21 protein-coding genes are annotated in these 17,136 nt (G+C 52.6%); 8 read left to right on the top strand and 13 right to left on the bottom strand.

What is annotated here, in order from left to right; all coding sequences use genetic code 11:
• The first annotated feature begins 66 nt into the window (after positions 1-66).
• Positions 67-381 carry a PTS sugar transporter subunit IIB gene (locus O3S68_RS03750; protein ID WP_020454059.1) on the top strand — a complete coding sequence of 105 codons (315 nt, stop codon included), beginning with the start codon at positions 67-69 and terminating at the stop codon, positions 379-381.
• Between the two features lie 63 nt (positions 382-444).
• Here O3S68_RS03750 and O3S68_RS03745 read toward each other — a convergent pair whose 3' ends face one another.
• A complete protein-coding gene (locus tag O3S68_RS03745) occupies positions 445-792 on the bottom strand; it encodes a hypothetical protein (RefSeq protein WP_269230817.1) in 348 nt (115 codons plus the stop codon).
• Positions 752-1,390, bottom strand: coding sequence for a leucine efflux protein LeuE (gene leuE, locus O3S68_RS03740; RefSeq protein WP_269230816.1), 639 nt, complete (start codon positions 1,388-1,390; stop codon positions 752-754). Before leuE ends, O3S68_RS03745 begins: the two co-directional genes overlap by 41 nt.
• A gap of 552 nt (positions 1,391-1,942) precedes the next feature.
• Between leuE and O3S68_RS03735 the strand changes: the two genes are divergently transcribed.
• A complete protein-coding gene (locus O3S68_RS03735; protein ID WP_020454063.1) occupies positions 1,943-2,182 on the top strand; it encodes a DinI family protein in 240 nt (79 codons plus the stop codon).
• A gap of 71 nt (positions 2,183-2,253) precedes the next feature.
• On the opposite strand, the gene tolA is transcribed toward O3S68_RS03735, so the two are convergent.
• A complete protein-coding gene (gene tolA, locus O3S68_RS03730; protein ID WP_269230815.1) occupies positions 2,254-2,673 on the bottom strand; it encodes a cell envelope integrity protein TolA in 420 nt (139 codons plus the stop codon).
• Between the two features lie 301 nt (positions 2,674-2,974).
• On the bottom strand, positions 2,975-3,475 hold the full coding sequence (locus O3S68_RS03725; RefSeq protein ID WP_269230814.1) for an anti-virulence regulator CigR family protein: 501 nt from the start codon (positions 3,473-3,475) through the stop codon (positions 2,975-2,977).
• Positions 3,476-3,793: 318 nt separating this feature from the next.
• Here O3S68_RS03725 and O3S68_RS03720 point away from each other — a divergent pair.
• Positions 3,794-4,914 (top strand): IS3 family transposase gene (locus tag O3S68_RS03720; protein ID WP_269230813.1). Its coding sequence is split into 2 segments (ribosomal slippage): positions 3,794-4,052 and positions 4,052-4,914, totalling 1,122 coding nucleotides; the frame shifts between segments, so codons are not numbered across the junction.
• A 127-nt stretch (positions 4,915-5,041) separates the two neighbouring features.
• Here O3S68_RS03720 and O3S68_RS03715 read toward each other — a convergent pair.
• From O3S68_RS03715 to O3S68_RS03705, 3 genes are all read right to left on the bottom strand, one after another.
• Positions 5,042-5,488, bottom strand: coding sequence for a YcgN family cysteine cluster protein (locus O3S68_RS03715; protein WP_269230812.1), 447 nt, complete (start codon positions 5,486-5,488; stop codon positions 5,042-5,044).
• Between the two features lie 92 nt (positions 5,489-5,580).
• Positions 5,581-6,240, bottom strand: a complete 660-nt coding sequence (locus tag O3S68_RS03710) for a fumarylacetoacetate hydrolase family protein (protein WP_269230811.1) — start codon at positions 6,238-6,240, stop codon at positions 5,581-5,583.
• A 146-nt stretch (positions 6,241-6,386) separates the two neighbouring features.
• Positions 6,387-6,662 carry a YcgL domain-containing protein gene (locus O3S68_RS03705; RefSeq protein ID WP_045509846.1) on the bottom strand — a complete coding sequence of 92 codons (276 nt, stop codon included), beginning with the start codon at positions 6,660-6,662 and terminating at the stop codon, positions 6,387-6,389.
• Between the two features lie 122 nt (positions 6,663-6,784).
• Between O3S68_RS03705 and minC the strand changes: the two genes are divergently transcribed.
• The 3 genes from minC to minE are packed head-to-tail and all read left to right on the top strand — an operon-like array spanning position 6,785 to position 8,582.
• Positions 6,785-7,477: a septum site-determining protein MinC gene (gene minC, locus O3S68_RS03700; protein ID WP_269231652.1), complete on the top strand. Its 693-nt coding sequence runs from the start codon at positions 6,785-6,787 to the stop codon at positions 7,475-7,477.
• A gap of 22 nt (positions 7,478-7,499) precedes the next feature.
• On the top strand, positions 7,500-8,312 hold the full coding sequence (gene minD / locus O3S68_RS03695) for a septum site-determining protein MinD (protein ID WP_017456991.1): 813 nt from the start codon (positions 7,500-7,502) through the stop codon (positions 8,310-8,312).
• 3 nt (positions 8,313-8,315) lie between these two features.
• Entirely contained in the window at positions 8,316-8,582 is a 267-nt protein-coding gene (minE, locus tag O3S68_RS03690; protein ID WP_017456990.1) for a cell division topological specificity factor MinE, read from the top strand.
• Between the two features lie 89 nt (positions 8,583-8,671).
• Here the strand turns inward: minE and rnd are convergent, their stop codons facing one another.
• The 5 genes from rnd to O3S68_RS03665 form a co-directional block, all read right to left on the bottom strand.
• Positions 8,672-9,799 carry a ribonuclease D gene (gene rnd, locus O3S68_RS03685; RefSeq protein ID WP_269230810.1) on the bottom strand — a complete coding sequence of 376 codons (1,128 nt, stop codon included), beginning with the start codon at positions 9,797-9,799 and terminating at the stop codon, positions 8,672-8,674.
• 69 nt (positions 9,800-9,868) lie between these two features.
• Positions 9,869-11,554: a long-chain-fatty-acid--CoA ligase FadD gene (gene fadD, locus O3S68_RS03680; protein WP_269230809.1), complete on the bottom strand. Its 1,686-nt coding sequence runs from the start codon at positions 11,552-11,554 to the stop codon at positions 9,869-9,871.
• Positions 11,555-11,760: 206 nt separating this feature from the next.
• Positions 11,761-12,354, bottom strand: a complete 594-nt coding sequence (locus O3S68_RS03675; RefSeq protein ID WP_269230808.1) for a Slp family lipoprotein — start codon at positions 12,352-12,354, stop codon at positions 11,761-11,763.
• A gap of 36 nt (positions 12,355-12,390) precedes the next feature.
• Positions 12,391-13,086, bottom strand: a complete 696-nt coding sequence (gene tsaB / locus O3S68_RS03670; RefSeq protein ID WP_269230807.1) for a tRNA (adenosine(37)-N6)-threonylcarbamoyltransferase complex dimerization subunit type 1 TsaB — start codon at positions 13,084-13,086, stop codon at positions 12,391-12,393.
• A 58-nt stretch (positions 13,087-13,144) separates the two neighbouring features.
• Entirely contained in the window at positions 13,145-15,055 is a 1,911-nt protein-coding gene (locus O3S68_RS03665; protein WP_045509869.1) for an ATP-dependent DNA helicase, read from the bottom strand.
• A gap of 113 nt (positions 15,056-15,168) precedes the next feature.
• On the opposite strand from O3S68_RS03665, the gene O3S68_RS03660 reads away from it, so the two are divergent.
• Positions 15,169-15,513, top strand: coding sequence for a RidA family protein (locus tag O3S68_RS03660; RefSeq protein WP_269230806.1), 345 nt, complete (start codon positions 15,169-15,171; stop codon positions 15,511-15,513).
• Here the strand turns inward: O3S68_RS03660 and O3S68_RS03655 are convergent, their stop codons facing one another.
• Complete coding sequence (locus O3S68_RS03655; protein ID WP_017456983.1) at positions 15,514-15,696, bottom strand: YoaH family protein; 183 nt, start codon at positions 15,694-15,696, stop codon at positions 15,514-15,516. It abuts the gene before it with no gap.
• Between the two features lie 84 nt (positions 15,697-15,780).
• On the opposite strand from O3S68_RS03655, the gene pabB reads away from it, so the two are divergent.
• On the top strand, positions 15,781-17,133 hold the full coding sequence (gene pabB, locus O3S68_RS03650) for an aminodeoxychorismate synthase component 1 (RefSeq protein ID WP_269230805.1): 1,353 nt from the start codon (positions 15,781-15,783) through the stop codon (positions 17,131-17,133).
• Positions 17,134-17,136: the final 3 nt, after the last annotated feature.

Below are 17,136 nucleotides of genomic sequence, written 5' to 3'. Positions count from 1 at the left end.
GATATTGCGCTCATTTTCTCGCCAACGACGGGCATAGTGTGGTCGCAACTACCAGAGGAGGCACCTATGAAAAAACTATTAATATGTTGTCTTTTTGGCAATACCGCCACATCACTGGCCAAAAAGATGCAAAAAGCGGCTAATGAACATGGTTATCCCCTGCTCGTCAGCGCTGTCGGCGTGGATAACTTCGCCAGCGTCGCCCCTGCTTTTGACTGTTTTTTAGTTGCGCCGCACATTCAGTACAAACTTGGTGAACTCAAAAATCACATAGCTGAAGAAGCCCCCATTGCCATTATTGAAAGTTACCCTTTCGCGTCGATGGATGGAGAAAAAGTATTGAGATTTGTAATGGATCGTATGCCTGAATTAACGCAGTGAACCCGTCAAAACCACGTCTTCGGACGTGGTTTTTTCAGCAATCAGGTTATTGCACTGGAATAATTATTTGCGACAAAGATAAGCGACCACCATTTTCAAAAGGTGGATAGCCACGGGTACCAAGACAATGAGCTGGAAAAAATGAATGGCATAAACTGAAAATTGCATCACGCCCGGCGCGGTTAAATAATTTATCACCGGCGTATAAATCACCACTTGCCATGCCAGCAGATACAACCCCATCAACAGCGCAAAAACCACAACGCTATAAAGCAGAAATGTGGCCAGTTGTTTTCCGCTCAATGTATGGCTACGGCGAAAAGCATTTCGGTAAGCCGCGATGTAGAAACGCATCTCTATTGCCTCAGGTTCAGGATTGCAGCATCGCCAGGCGTGCGGCAAAACCAACAAAAACCAGCCCCAGCAGTGAGTTACCCAACCGGGTGAGCTTTTTCCTGGTTTTTACCCACTGTGTGAGATACGAACCGGAAACGATCAGGAAACTGAAATAGCAGAAACTGATCAACTCCAGCGTACTGGCGAGAATAAAGAATGACATCCCAGGTCTTGCAAAAGAAATGTCGATAAATTGCACAAAGAAGGAGACATAAAACAAAATCGCTTTCGGATTCGTCAGGCTTAATATCAGCGCCCGCTTGAAGATATCGCCTTTATGCACGTCATGGTCGCCCTCTTCTTTCGCGCCGCGTTTGAGCGTGGTGTACAACATTTTGACGCCAAGGTAGAGCAGATAAAACGCCCCAAGATAGCGAACGATGTTGAATAATACCGGCGTGGTTTTAATCAACGTGGCAACGCCTGCATAGGCCAGAAACATCAGGACCGCATCACCAATAAACACGGCACTCGCTGCAACGTAGCCATTTCGTAATCCATGGGCAACACTGGTTTTCAATACAAAAAAGGTATTCGGCCCCGGCAATAAAATGATGAAAATAGCACCGATAAAATAGGACCAGTAACTAAGAACTCCATATTCGGCAAACACAACAACTCCTGTAAAACAATACATAAAACTTATAGATACAACAGTATCACACCGCCGCCGCGGCGCACAGGAGTACGCACAAAATGCGGTTGAAGCGTAGATTAGCGCTGCCGATAATTGCTCAATGTGCCTGGCGAAAGCAGGTTTTAAGTTAAATTAACTACGTTAATGCTCGTCTTCATTATTAAGCGGGTATATGTCTTTATCACCGGTCTGGTAATGAAATATAGTCAGGTGCTCAATGTTAATGCCGCCATGCCCGACATGAACCCGATCGCTAAAAATAGTGCGCTTTAGACCATCCCAAAGATCTATCAGGCTTGTGACGGGATTCGTTCCAGCATGAGATAAACGGTGAGCATTTTATAAAGGAAAAGAGCGTCTATTAAACTCGCCTGAGCATCCCGCATCGTGTGGGATTTTTTTGTGCAACGCCTTCCATCACTGCCCAAAGATCGCCCCCTCGTTAAACGCAAAAGGATTCTTTGCTTGAATACTGGCTTTTCATCCAGTATAAGTGCTGTACGAAAAAACAGTGAAAAGGGCTGCCTTGTGTTTGTTGAACTGGTTTATGACAAGCGTAATGTTGCGGGTTTACCCGGCGCTAAAGAGATTATCCTCGAAGAACTGACTAAACGTGTGCACCGTATCTTTCCTGATGCCGACGTGCGCGTAAAACCGATGCAGGCCAATGGCCTGAACAGCGACGCCAGCAAAAGCGATCGTGAAAAGCTCAACCGTATGCTCGAAGAGATGTTTGAAGAGTCGGACATGTGGCTGGTGCAGGAGTAATTTTCTCCCCCCTGCACCGGCAGGCAATAGTGAAAAAGCGAGTCGCTTATCTATGCCTCCTGTATTCCCCATTACAGTTTGAATTCCAGCGTCGCATTTTTTGAGGCCGCATACGCCGCGGGTGAAGGTGGTTTCGGGAGTCTCGCTTGCGTGACAGCGATAATAGCCGCGCGGCAAAGCGCTAAATCGCCGCTTATCGGCCGCGCATCTTCTAAAGCGCCATTCTCAGCAAGACTGATTTGCAGCGTACATGATTTCCCGGCGTAACGATCCCCCTCAAAAAGGTGGCTTTCAGTCGCCGATTTGATCTGCCCTGCATAGCGGTTGATATCGCTTTCCGCCGCGGTTACCTGTGTCCCTTTATACCCGGCAAACATGTTATCGACCTTATCGTTCACCCCTGCGCGCTGCGTTGCAGAACCGGTTTTTGTGCAACCCGGGAGTAATAATGACGTTACCAATAGCACCGCATATCCGGCGTTAATTTTCATTATCTTCCTTTGTAAGGCTTATTTTATAAAAGGGAACAATTTAACAAATAGCGACCGGCAATTATATTCCGCCAGCCTGGATTTACCTTAAGTCAAAAAAATATTCTACTCGTCTGTCATCACCCTAAGCGTAGAGCTCATTGAGCAGCGGAAGGCAATTTTCAATCCTTGCCTTTTCGTCTGAAAAACGCCAACGCTGAGAAGGACTTGTTAAGTATTCACAGAATTCGCATCTTTCTTTTTCCGGCGTATAAAAAAGCCCCGCAGGTTGCGAGGCTTTGTGGGTAAAACGTGAGCTGTATTAATTAAAAACACCATTGATGATCGCGGTAACAATAGCGGTGCTCAGCGCGACCAGAACCAGATCATCTCCGACAATGCGCCACTCATAACCCGGATAGTAAGGCAGTTGGCCAAGCATGGAGGCCGGTACTGCTTTTTTCGCAATCCCCGGAGGCAAAGGTTTGCCACGGGCAAGATTTTTCGCAATCCCCGGCGGGAGAGACTGATAGCCGGTCAGGCCGTAATTGACTGCCAGGGAACGGGCACGCGAGGCACTAATATCTGACTCAACATGGTCCGGCTTTCCATAGTTTTTACGGTTAATTTGGTCATCGGAAGAAGGGTTATTACTTTTATTAGCATGGTTACCGCTATTGCCATGATTGCCGTTACTGTTGCCATGACCGCCGCCGTTTCCATTACCATTTCCGTTTCCCGGATTTGCGAATACAGGCGCGGAAAATACGGCCAACGAAATCACCGCCGCAAGTGCAGCATTAAGAGTGCGACGTTTAAACATGATCTTTATACCTCTAAAGTAAGCACACATTGTTAGAGTAAATAGTATTTATTGCCTCAACCATATAGCGGATTCTTATTTTTAATTAGGCTGGTATATAACCATAAAAAGCGGGAACCAACCGGGCCCTGTTCTTATTTACCCCAGAAACTGGGTCACATGTGCGCGATAATCGGGTCGCTCATGCCTTTGTCGATCTGATCTGCAGCCTCAACCTAGCCCATGTGACGTAATAATGGTTGATGAGTGACCTGCCCCCCATTGATTAACACACGACGATGTTAGTAATGTCTTCATCAGCAACATGAGGACAACCCCATGAAGAAGCGTTTTTCCGACGAACAGATCATCAATATTCTTCGCGAAGCCGGGGCGGGTGTTTCCGCCCGTGAACTTTGCCATAAGTACGCCATCTCCGACGCCACGTTTTATACGTGGCGTAAGAAGTTTGGTGGCATGGAAGTACCTGAAGTAAAAAGGCTTAAGTCACTTGAAGAAGAGAACGCCCGCCTCAAGAAGTTGCTCGCCGAAGCCATGCTGGATAAAGAGGCACTACAGGTGGCTCTGGGCCGAAAGTACTGACGACAGACCAGAAGCGGGAAGCCGTGACAGTGATGTGCAAAGCGATAGGTCTGTCGCAACGGCGTGCCTGCAGGCTGACAGGTTTGTCCCTGTCGACCTGCCGTTATGATGCGCACCGCCCGGCTACTGATGCGTATCTGTCTGCACGTATCACCGAACTGGCAATGGAACGCCGACGCTTCGGTTACCGGCGTATCTGGCAGCTTCTGCGTCGTGAAGGCCTTTGCGTTAACCACAAACGGGTCTACCGCATTTATCATCTCAATGGCCTGGGCGTAAAACGCAGACGGCGCCGTAAGGGGCTGGCAACTGAGCGGCTTCCGCTGTTGCGTCCGGCAGGTCCCAACCTGACGTGGTCAATGGATTTTGTCATGGATGCGCTGGCCAGTGGTCGCCGGATTAAATGCCTGACCTGCGTTGATGATTTCACGAAGGAATGTCTGACGCTCAGCGTTGCTTTCGGGATTACAGGCGTTCAGGTATCACGCATTCTGGACAGCGTTGCGCTGTTTCGTGGCTATCCGGCGACGATAAGAACAGATCAGGGGCCTGAGTTTACCTGCCGTGCGCTGGAGCAGTGGGCCTTTGAACATAATGTTGAGCTGCGGCTTATTCAGCCGGGCAAGCCGACACAGAATGGCTTTATCGAGGGTTTTAATGGTCGTTTTCGCGATGAATGCCTGAATGAGCACTGGTTCCATGATGTTGTTCATGCAAAAGCAATTATAAGCGCATGGCGGCAGGACTATAACGAATGTCGGCCTCATTCTTCGTTGAATTATCAGCCCCCTTCAGAGTTTGCAGCGGGATGGCGAAACGGAGAATACGGGAGCAAATCAACCGACATTACTAACTGATTATTGTGTTTAATAATGGGGGCAGGTCAAATTAAATGGATATTTTGAACGCGAACTTTGGAGGAAGTATCCCGCAGATGCCCCAGGCACAAAATTAGTAATTAAAAACCCCTTTCATATCAACGCATCAATCCGCCCACTCAGGTTTGTTAAGGATATGCTCCTGCCAGTCGCGGACTTCTGACTCTTTCACCGCAATGTGGCGCACCGAAATACGCTCGGCATGCATGGCGGCTTTCGAGCCTGTACGCAAAGGGTGCCACAGCGGCAACGCCTTTCCTTCCGCCAGCAGGCGATAAGCGCAGCTTGGCGGCAGCCATTCGAAAGTGGGAAGATTTTCACGGGTCAGCTTGATGCAGTCCGGCTCATACTCGAAGCGGCGTTCGTAGTTGCGGCACTGGCAGGTTTTTATGTTTAGCTGGCGACAGGCAACGTTGGTGAAATAGATTTCGTCAGTGTCTTCATCCATTAACTTATGCAGGCAGCACTGCCCGCAGCCATCGCACAGCGACTCCCACTCCGCGTCCGTCATTTGCTCAAGGGTTTTGCTTTGCCAGAAAAGAGTGTCGCTCATGATGAAATCCGCCGTTGAAATCCAGGGTGCACCTTATAACCAGTCTGGCATGCGGATGCAAGTTTTGCCGCCAGGAAAGGCGGCAAACTGCTTTAAAGGACGCGAGTCGTCAACGAAAGCCCGTCGAAACTCACTTCCAGCTCATCACCACTGTTCAATGGCCCTACCCCTTCTGGCGTGCCGGTCAGAATGACATCGCCGGCTTTTAAGGTAAAGAAGCGGCTCATATAGGCAATCAGCGGAATAATTTTATGGATCATATCCGCCGTGTTACCTTGCTGGCGCACTTCGCCGTTGATTTTCAGCCCAAGCGTGGTGTTTTGCGGATCGCTCTGGAATTCCGCCGCCGGGATAAACCCTGAAATGGGGCAGGAATTATCAAACCCTTTCGCTTTTTCCCATGGCTGCCCGGCTTTTTTCATTTTGCCTTGCAGATCGCGCAGCGTCAGATCAAGCGCGACACCATAACCGGCAATCGCTTTTTTCACATGATCTTCCGTCGCCTGACGCAGCGTTGCACCAATCAGCACCGCCAGCTCAACTTCATGGTGAACCGACCCAAAATCCTGCGGCAACGCCAGCGGCTGGCGAAGATCGCACAACGCCGTTTCGGGCTTAATAAACAGTACCGGCTCTTCCGGGGTAGCGCTCCCCATCTCTTGAATATGTTTCGCATAGTTGCTGCCAACGCAAACCACTTTACTCACCGGGAAATCCAGCAGAGCGCCCTGCCAGTTATGATGTTGATACATGGTGTACGACCTCCGGTAACACATTGAACATGAGCGAAAAATGACTATCCGCGCCACCCGGCGGTTTGTCAAATGCCAATATGTTACGGCGATACAATAGCCATAATTAAGAAACGGCGGAGCGATCCGCCGTTATTGCCGTAGGATTATTCTTTACCCTGAGCGGCGAGATGCTGCTTCAATAAATTTTCCTGCGGCGGAGGAAGTTGCAAATAATAGCCCTGCGAAATTAACGCCTCTTTTACTTTTTCTAAATCTGCGCCGACCAATTTTTTACGGCCATCGAGCGGCAGAATCATTGCCAACTGAGGCTGACCGAAACTTTGCATTAATGCTTCCGGCACGCGGGAAAAATCGTCTCTTTTTTCGACGTACAGATAAGTCTGATCGCGTCGGGCACTTCGGTAGATCACACAAAACATACTTTTACTCGGAATTATCGGGAGGTTACTTGCCTGAAAATAATAGTGACTATAACATGCCTGATAGTCTTCGGAATATCACTCAAGATGCGGGTGATAATAGCAAAATGAGTAAGGTCAGGATGTCAAATACGCCCATCGAGCTAAAAGGCAGTAGTTTTACCTTATCAGTGGTTCACTTGCATGATGCAAAACCCGAGGTTATACGTCAGGCGTTAGAAGACAAAATCGCTCAGGCTCCCGCTTTTTTGCTGCACGCTCCTATTGTTGTCAATGTTTCCGCGCTGGAAGGCGCTGTTAACTGGCCCGCGCTGTTGCAGGCTATTACCACGACAGATTTACATGTGGTTGGCATTAGCGGTTGCAAAGATCCAGAACTGAAGGCTGAAGTTGAACGCGCCGGTCTTCCGCTGCTGACGGAAGGAAAAGAGAAAGCAGCGCGTAACGAGTGCGCACCGGAACCGACGCCGGTTGCGGCGCCGATCACAAAAACACGCTTAATTGACGCGCCGGTGCGTTCTGGCCAGCGCATTTATGCGCCAAATTGTGATTTGATTGTGACCAGCCACGTCAGCGCGGGCGCAGAACTCATCGCCGATGGCAATATTCATGTCTATGGCATGATGCGCGGCCGGGCGCTGGCAGGCGCCAGTGGCGATAAAGACGCCCAAATATTCTGTTCTCATCTCACGCCGGAGCTGGTCTCCATTGCGGGGGAATACTGGCTGAGCGATCAAATCCCGGCCGAATTTTATGGCAAAGCGGCGCGTTTGCAGTTGGCCAACGACGCTTTGACAATTCAACCCTTAAATTAAGCCCTTTTAACAAGGAACTCCTATGGCACGCATTATTGTTGTTACTTCGGGTAAAGGGGGCGTTGGCAAGACCACCTCCAGCGCGGCCATCGCTACTGGTTTAGCCCAGAAGGGCAAAAAGACCGTCGTTATCGACTTCGATATCGGCCTGCGTAACCTCGACCTGATTATGGGCTGCGAGCGCCGCGTGGTTTATGATTTCGTTAACGTTATTCAGGGCGATGCCACACTCAATCAGGCGTTAATCAAAGATAAACGCACTGAGAACCTCTACATTCTCCCGGCATCGCAAACGCGTGATAAAGACGCCCTGACTCGCGAAGGCGTCGATAAGGTGCTGGAAGACCTGAAGAAAATGGACTTCGATTTTATCGTCTGCGACTCCCCGGCAGGCATTGAGACAGGCGCATTGATGGCGCTCTACTTCGCTGATGAAGCGATTATTACCACCAACCCGGAAGTCTCTTCCGTGCGCGACTCTGACCGAATTCTCGGTATTCTGGCGTCGAAATCCCGCCGCGCGGAAAATGGCGAAGAGCCGATTAAAGAGCACCTGCTGCTCACCCGTTATAACCCGGGTCGCGTAAACCGTGGTGACATGCTCAGTATGGAAGATGTACTGGAAATCCTGCGTATCAAACTGATTGGCGTGATCCCGGAAGATCAGTCGGTGTTACGTGCGTCGAACCAGGGTGAGCCGGTTATTTTGGATACCAATGCTGACGCCGGCAAAGCTTATGCCGATGCCGTGGAACGTCTGCTGGGAGAAGATCGTCCTTTCCGCTTCATTGAAGAAGAGAAGAAAGGTTTCCTCAAACGCCTGTTCGGAGGATAAGTTATGGCATTACTCGACTTTTTTCTCTCCAGAAAAAAGAACACCGCTAGCATTGCGAAAGAGCGTCTGCAGATAATTGTTGCTGAACGCCGCCGCAGCGATGCTGAACCGCATTATTTACCGCAATTGAAGCGGGACATTCTGGAAGTGATCTGCAAATACGTGCAAATCGATCCGGAAATGGTGTCGGTGCAACTGGAGCAAAAAGGGGATGATATTTCCATTCTGGAACTGAACGTCACCCTACCGGAAACCGAAGAGACAAAATAGATTTCCCAAGTACCGGGATAAAAAAAGGCAGAATATTTTCTGCCTTTTTTATTTTATTTCCGCAAATAAGCTGTATTTATTTACAGTATTTAACGCGGGTATTCCGCAAGTAATATTTTCAGCTGATCGGCCATCAATTCCCCACGCCAGCCGCTAATTAATTCCGGCAACGAATTTTGCGGTTTCAATTTCCAGTGCCAGTTGAGTAATTGATTAATCTGCCGGCGTGATGCCAGTAGCTCAGCGCTAATACCCTGACTCTCGCTGATGGTCTGCACCAGCGCTTTGATAGCTTTGAACGCTTTACGATAACCCGGCATATCCATCAGATTAAGCAGCGGCTCTGGCAGCGCCTCTTCCGGCAATGCCTGCGCCTGCGCAACCAGCGCCAGCAGCGTTTTGCCATGGAAGCGGATTTCGCTCCCGGAAAGACCAATACTGTCCAGTTCGCCCATACTGCCAGGCATATAACGCGCCACGGCCCACAGGTTCTCTTCACGCACCACAAAGTTGACGGCTAAATCGCGCTCACGCGCTTTGCGCAGCCGCCAGTCGGCAAGTAAGCGCAGACAGGCAAGCTGGCGCGTACGTAATTGCCATGCGTTGGTAATCTCGCGCCACGCCTCTTCCGGGGCTAACACTTCCTGGCGGCGTTGCATCATCAGGCGGCACTCATCCAGCGCGGCATCCAGTCTTCCCGCCTGATCGGTTTCCGCCAGCAATTTACCGGCGATAGGCAGCAGGTACCACACATCGGCGGCGGCGTAATCGCACTGGCGTTCGGTCAGCGGACGCGCCAGCCAGTCAGTACGGGATTCGCTCTTATCAATCACCAGCCCGGTAAACTCTTCCACCATCGCTGCAAAGCCCCACGACAGCGGGCGGCCGCAGAACGCGGCGAGGATCTGCGTGTCAATCATCGGCTGTGGCTGTACGCCAAACGTATTGAGGAACACTTCCAGATCTTCACTTCCCGCATGCAAATATTTGGTCACGGCGGTGTTGATGAGCAAATCGCGAAACGGCGTCCAGTCGGTGATGGTCAGCGGATCAATCAGCGCCACATGTTCACCGTCATACAACTGGATCAACCCCAGTTGCGGATAATAGGTGCGGGTGCGGACAAACTCGGTGTCCAGGGCAATCGCTGGAAATGCGCGGGCGGCTTCACATACTGCTGCCAGCGCATCGTTCGTCGTTATCATCTGGTAATTCACGTCATTTTCTCTTTAGTTGCGCCCATAAAAAACGCCGGCTTAACCGGCGTTAGGGGACTCACGCATAGCTCAGGCTTTATTGTCCACTTTGCCACGCGCTTCGTCACGCAATTCTCGCCTTAAAATCTTACCGACATTCGATTTTGGCAGTTCATTGCGAAATTCAACCAGCTTCGGCACTTTATATCCGGTCAGCTGACGGCGACAGAAAGCGATCAATGCCTCTTCGCTTAGCGAAGCGTCCTTTTTCACCACGAAAATCTTCACCGCTTCGCCGCTGTTTTCCGACGGTACGCCGACAGCCGCCACTTCCTGCACGCCGGCATGTTGCATCACCACATCCTCGATTTCATTCGGATAGACATTAAAACCGGACACCAGAATCATATCTTTTTTGCGATCGACGATGCGCAGGAAGCCTTCGTCATCCATCACCGCAATATCGCCAGTGTGCAGCCAGCCGTCACGCAGGATCTCATCCGTGGCGTCCGGGCGCTGCCAGTATCCCAGCATGACCTGCGGCCCTTTCACGCACAACTCGCCCGGTTCGCCCGGTGAGACTTCATTGTTGTCGTCATCGACCAGTTTGGCTTCCGTTGAGGGAACCGGCAGGCCAATGCTGCCACTGTGGTAGTCAATATCATGCGGGTTCACACTGACCAGCGGCGCACATTCGGTCAGACCGTAACCTTCCAGCAGATACTGCCCGGTTAATTTCACCCACCGATCGGCAACCGCCTGCTGAATAGGCATCCCGCCACCAGCGGACAGGTGCAGCGAGGAGAAGTCCAGCTTGCGGAAATCGTCGTTATTGAGCAAGGCATTGAATAGCGTGTTCACGCCGGTCATGGCCGTAAACGGATATTTGCCAAGCTCCTTCACCAGCCCCGGAATATCGCGCGGGTTGGTGATCAATAAGTTTTGCCCGCCGAGCTCAATAAACAGCAGGCAGTTCATGGTCAGGGCGAAAATGTGGTACAGCGGCAGCGCAGTGACCACCAGCTCTTTCCCGCGATGCAGCAACGGCCCGTAAGTCGCGTTCACCTGTTCAAGGTTTGCCAGCATATTGCGGTGCGTCAGCATTGCCCCTTTTGCCACGCCGGTTGTGCCGCCAGTGTATTGCAGGAAGGCGAGATCGTCGGCGACCACTTCCGGTTTGATGTACTGCATGCGGTAACCGGTCTGCAGCGCCCGACGGAAGGAGATGGCGTCCGGCAGATGATACTTGGGCACCAGCCGTTTCACGTATTTCACCACGAAGTTCACCAGCGTCCCTTTTGCCGGGGAAAGCTGGTCGCCCATGCGCGTCAAAATGACATGCCGCACCTGCGTTTTATCAACGATCTTTTCCAGCGTATGGGCGAAATTCGACACAATAACAATCGCGGCAGCCCCGCTGTCATTAAGCTGGTGTTCCAGTTCACGCGGCGTATAAAGCGGGTTGACGTTCACCACGATCATCCCGGCGCGCAAGATACCAAACAGCGCCACCGGGTATTGCAACAGGTTCGGCATCATCAACGCGACGCGATCGCCTTTTTGCAGCCCCAGCCCCTGCTGTAAGTAAGCCGCAAACGCCCGGCTGCGCTCTTCAAGTTTACGGAACGTCATGACCTCGCCCATGTTGATAAACGCAGGCTGGTCGGCGTAACGCGCCGTGGAGTGTTCAAATAATTCAACCAGGGATTGATAACGGTCAGGATTGATCTCCGCCGGAACATCGGCGGGATACCGGTTTAGCCAAACCTTCTTCAATGCATCACCTCTAAAATGAGTATTCTTGGTCATCACAACCCCAGTTAACAAACAAGTCGTTAACATAATATTAACTCAGCGTACCAGTTTATTAATTAAGCGGATTGAAGGTTGCGAAGCGCGTCACTAATTATTTTTCTTATACAAAGCCCAATATAAAAAACAGCGGCTTAGCCGCTGTTTCGTTTTCCTGATAAAACAAGAAATTACTCTGTTACGACCGTCTCAACTCGTGCAGGTTCAGGGGGGAACCAGCCCCATCCACCGTACCCGCCGTGCCACGCACGCGGATGCGGCCCCGGCCCCCAGTACCACGGGTCGATTGGCTGCGGCGGCAACATCACCTGCTGGGTTAACCGCCAGCGTTTGTAACCATTTGCCTGCATCACCATAAATTTATACGGCGCGTTGCCAATTTTGCCGTCTGCCGTGCCGGTTATCGGGCCAACCACGGTGACCAGCTGATTGCGGAAATCGACCGGATCGAGAAAACCGTTCACATCAGCAAAAATTCGCCCAACGGATGGCTCGCCCAGAACCGGACGCGCGCCGCTGTCGAGCGGTACGGCAGCGATCTCCAGCCGGGTTTTCCCCTGCTGATTCTGAATATCCACCACTTTGCCACCGAAACGGGCTTCCTGGCCGACATACAGCGACGGCGCACTCATCACGCGCACTAAATCATCCTGCGGCGTGGGACTGGTTCCTTTAATCACGTCAGGCACAGAAACACAACCGCTTAATACCGCAATTGCCAGCCCTGCCAGCAACCTGCGCACAACCTTTTTTTGACCCGCCATGATGCGACTCCTTACCCCAGTGGATACTACTGAGATTCATTCCCGGCCAGGAAGTTTCTTCCATGCCACTTCGTTACGCAAATAAACCGGCTCGGCATGCTCGACGGCGACGGTTTTCTGCGCAGCCAACAATTGACGAGCGATGGGCAACATATCTTCCGCGGCGGGCAATAAGATCTCACCATCACGCAGGGTTGCCGTACTGTTGTTGCCCATCTCAGGCCATGCGGGCCAGCCAGTACCAACCATCGCCCACTCGCCATCCAGCTGCTGCAAACGTTCAGTGACGGCTTGCGGTTTTAATACCGCTTCCGTCTCTTCGCCGTGCCAGACGCCATTTTCATCGCGCTGATATTCTGCCCAATAGACTTCGCCCATGCGTGCGTCAATCGCCGCCAGCACGCGGGGCGCGCCCGTTTTGCGCCACGCGCCCTGCGCCATCGTCGCCAGCGTTGAAACGCCAATCATCGGCAGATCAGCGCCGAGCGCCAGCCCCTGCGCAATGCCAATGCCGATGCGCACGCCGGTAAAACTTCCCGGACCACGACCAAACGCCAGTGCGTCCAGTTGCGTCAGGTTAAGTTCAGCGTCGCCAAGCACATCCCTGACCAGTGGCAGGATGCGTTGCGTGTGTTCGCGTGGGCAAAGTTCGAAGTGAGCGAAGGTGGTTCCATCGTTCCATAAGGCGACAGAACAAGCTTCTGTGGCAGTATCAATAGCCAGAATGCGCATGGGTATAGCGGTCCATGAAAAACAAAATGGCGCGCATCTTACCACAGTCCACAGAAAATTACTGCGCCGGGGGAGAGGCGAGGAATTCAACCGCGCGGCGAATATCACGGGTTCGCGGCGCAGGCGGCAGACTGGCGAGAAACACCGCGCCATAGGGGCGCATCACCAGACGGTTATCGCAAATGACCAGCACGCCGCGATCGTCAATATCACGTATCAGGCGCCCGACGCCTTGTTTCAGGGTAATCACCGCGTCCGGCAGTTGAACTTCATCAAACGGATCGCCTCCACGCAGACGGCAATCTTCCATCCGCGCTTTTAACAACGGATCTTCCGGAGACGTAAACGGCAGCTTATCAATAATGACCAGCGATAACGTGTCACCACGCACGTCCACCCCTTCCCAGAAACTGCTGGTTGCCACCAGTAACGCGTTACCGGCATTCACAAATTGCTGCAACAGTTGCCCTTTGCTGGTTTCTCCCTGCAGCAAGACGGGCAAGCTCATGGTGGCGCGAAATTGCTCGGCGAGGTCACGCATCATGGCGTGCGAGGTGCACAGCATAAAGCAGCGGCCATTGTTGGCTTCGATCATCGGTCTGAGCATCGCTGCCAGCTGGCGTGCAGCGCCTGGCTGATTGGTCTGGGGAAGATTGCGCGGTACGCACAGCAATGCCTGGCGCTCATAATCAAAGGGGCTTGGCAGCAACAGCGATTGCGCCCCTTCAATGCCAAGTCGCGCGGTAAAGTGGTGCAGATCGTCATTCACCGAAAGCGTTGCAGAGGTGAAAATCCAGCTGCCCTTTTTCTGCGCCATTACCTCGGTAAACTTATCCGCTACGGTCAGCGGCGTTAACGCCAGCGTGAAGTTACGTGAAGTACATTCATACCAGTAGCTGTAACCTGGCTGGTTGATCTCTTTGAGCCGTTTCAGCCTGGCACGATATGTCGTCGCGCGTTCGAACGCGGCATCCAGCAGTGCGGAGCGGCCCAGCGACAGCTTCGCCACGTCGTAACAGAGTTCCAGCGCATCATCGAGCAGCAACAGCGCACGTTGAATATGCGCATCTGCCAGCAGCTCGCGCAGGTTACCGCGATAACCCGGCTCACCTAACTGCAAGCGAAAATCCTGCGTGCTCTGCGCCAGACGATCGGCGCACTTCTGTAACTGCGCGGTATCTTTCAGTTCGGTGCGGTAGGCAATGGTGAAATCTTTAGCGAGATCAAGAAGCTGGCGGCTGGAGAGTGACTGACCAAAATACTGGCTGGCGATATCAGGAAGCTGGTGCGCTTCGTCAAAGATCATCACTTCGGCTTCCGGGATCAGCTCCCCGAAGCCGCTCTCTTTCACCACCATATCGGCAAGAAACAGGTGATGGTTGACCACCACCACGTCGGCATCCATCGCTTTTTTGCGCGCTTTGACCACGAAACAGTCTTTATACATCGGGCAGTCGCTACCCAGACAGTTATCGTTGGTACTGGTCACCAGCGGCCACGCCTGCGAATCCTCCGCCACACTGACGCAGGTACTGATGTCACCATCGGTGGTTTGATTCGACCAGGAGCGCAGCAAAATCACATCGCTTAACGTTTGTACCGGCAGATCGCCACCGGCCAGCGCTTGCTGCTCCAGACGTTCAATACAGAGGTAGTTGGAGCGCCCTTTCAGCAGCGCGGTACGCCCGGTGAACTCAAGCGCCTTGGCGACGGTAGGTAAATCGCGGCTGTAAAGCTGATCCTGCAAGGCTTTCGAACCGGTGGAGATGATCACTTTTTTCCCGGCGCGCAGCGCAGGCGCGAGGTAGGCGTAGGTTTTACCGGTACCGGTTCCCGCTTCCACCACCAGCGGCTGCGTATTCTCAATCGCCTGTGTGACGGCTTGCGCCATCTGGCGCTGCGGTTCACGCGGTTTGAATCCCGCAATGGCTTTGGCTAACTGGCCGTCTGTTGCAAAATCGTCCGTCACACTACCCCCTGGTTAAATCGCCAGTGATTATGTCAGGGTGAGCGGATTTACGCCAGCCAGGTTTTTATGGCACTCTTGCCCGCGAATTCATGGCCAATAAGAAGGAAAAGACAATGACAATTGTGCGTATTGATGCGGCAGACCGCTGGTCTGATGTGGTTATCAACAATCAGACGCTTTACTACACTGGCGTGCCGGAAAACCTCGATGCCGATGCGTTTGAACAGACGGCCAACACGCTGGCGCAAATTGATGCGGTTCTGCTCAAGCAAGGCAGCGATAAAACGCGCATTCTTGATGCCACCATTTTTCTGGCCGATGGCGACGACTTCGCCGCCATGAATAGAGCGTGGGATGCCTGGGTTGTTGCGGGCCATGCACCGGTGCGCTGCACCGTGCAGGCAAAACTGATGAACCCGCGTTATAAAGTGGAAATCAAAATCATCGCCGCGGTGTAATTACTCGTCATCGTCATCTTCAAAGCGCGCCACGATCCGTTCGCCGGTATGGCTGGCGCGTAACTCTTCAGCAACCTGCGCAATCGCCTGCCCGCTGCTCATGCCACCGGACATTAATTCCTGGATACGCTCTACCGCTTTTTGCTGCTGCTCGTGGCTGAGGGAAGGTAAACCTGCAAACATTGTCAACTCCTGCTAAATTGTTGGCGCTAATTATTCCATGCGTCGGCGCGCTTCACCAGCGCAGACGCACATGAGTCAGGATCAATGAAGACGTTATCCCCCGCCGTTATTTCGCTGCCGTGGCGCCAGGACGCCGCCGAACACTACTTTGCGCCACTCAGCCACCAGCCCTGGGCCATGCTGTTGCATTCTGGCCATGCTGAACATCCGCATAATCGTTTTGATATTGTGGTTGCCGATCCGCTGGAGACACTGACGACACACGGCGAGGCCACTACCCTTAATGGTAGCGAGATATCGCAGGAAGATCCGCTACACCTGCTGCAACAACGTCTGGATGCTTACCCGTTTCGATGCGAACCTCATGCCGATCTGCCGTTTCAGGGTGGTGCGTTGGGGCTGTTTGGCTATGATTTAGGCCGTCGTTTCGAAAAGCTGCCCGCGATTGCCGAACAGGACATTCGCATCGCGGATATGGCGGTCGGGATTTATGACTGGGCGCTGATTGTCGATCATCAGTTGCAGCGTGTGACATTGCTCAGCCATAGCGATGTTAACGCCAGGCTGGCATGGTTACAGGCGCAAAGTGAACCGCAGCGCCAACCGTTTCGGCTGACTTCCGCCTGGCAGGCCAATATGACGCGTGTCGAATATGGCGAAAAATTCCGCCAGGTTCAGGCATGGTTACACAGCGGCGACTGCTACCAGGTCAATCTGGCGCAACGTTTTGCTGCCGACTATTGCGGGGATGAGTGGCTGGCGTTTAGCCAACTCAATCGCGAAAACCGCGCGCCGTTCAGCGCTTTTCTACGCCTTGAACACGGCGCGATCCTGAGCCTGTCGCCGGAGCGTTTTATTCGCCTTGAACGCGACAATATCGAAACACGGCCGATTAAAGGCACGTTGCCAAGGCTTGCCGACCCGCAGGCCGATGCGCAGCAGGCACAGAAACTCGCCGCCTCACCCAAAGATCAGGCCGAAAACCTGATGATTGTTGATTTGATGCGCAACGATATCGGTCGCGTGGCGACACCGGGGTCGGTGCGCGTGCCGGAACTGTTCGTGGTCGAACCTTTTCCTGCCGTGCACCATCTGGTCAGCACTGTAACGGCGAAATTGCCCGCCGGACGCCATGCCAGCGATCTGCTGCGCGCGGCGTTTCCGGGCGGCTCGATCACCGGCGCACCGAAAGTGCGGGCGATGGAAATTATCGATGAGCTTGAACCGCAGCGGCGTAACGCCTGGTGCGGTTCGATTGGTTATCTCAGTTTCTGCGGGAACATGGATACCAGCATTACCATTCGCACGCTCAGCGCCTGTGCGGGGAAAATTTACTGTTCCGCAGGCGGCGGCATTGTGGCCGACAGCCTGGAAGAGGCGGAGTATCAGGAAACTTTTGATAAAGTTAACCGTATCCTGCGGCAACTGGAGAGATGATTC

The sequence above is a fragment of the Kosakonia sp. SOY2 genome (assembly GCF_027109175.1).
In the GTDB taxonomy this organism is placed as follows: domain Bacteria; phylum Pseudomonadota; class Gammaproteobacteria; order Enterobacterales; family Enterobacteriaceae; genus Kosakonia.
The sequence above is the reverse complement of the archived record's forward strand: the minus strand, read 5'-3'. Positions and strand labels throughout refer to the sequence as shown.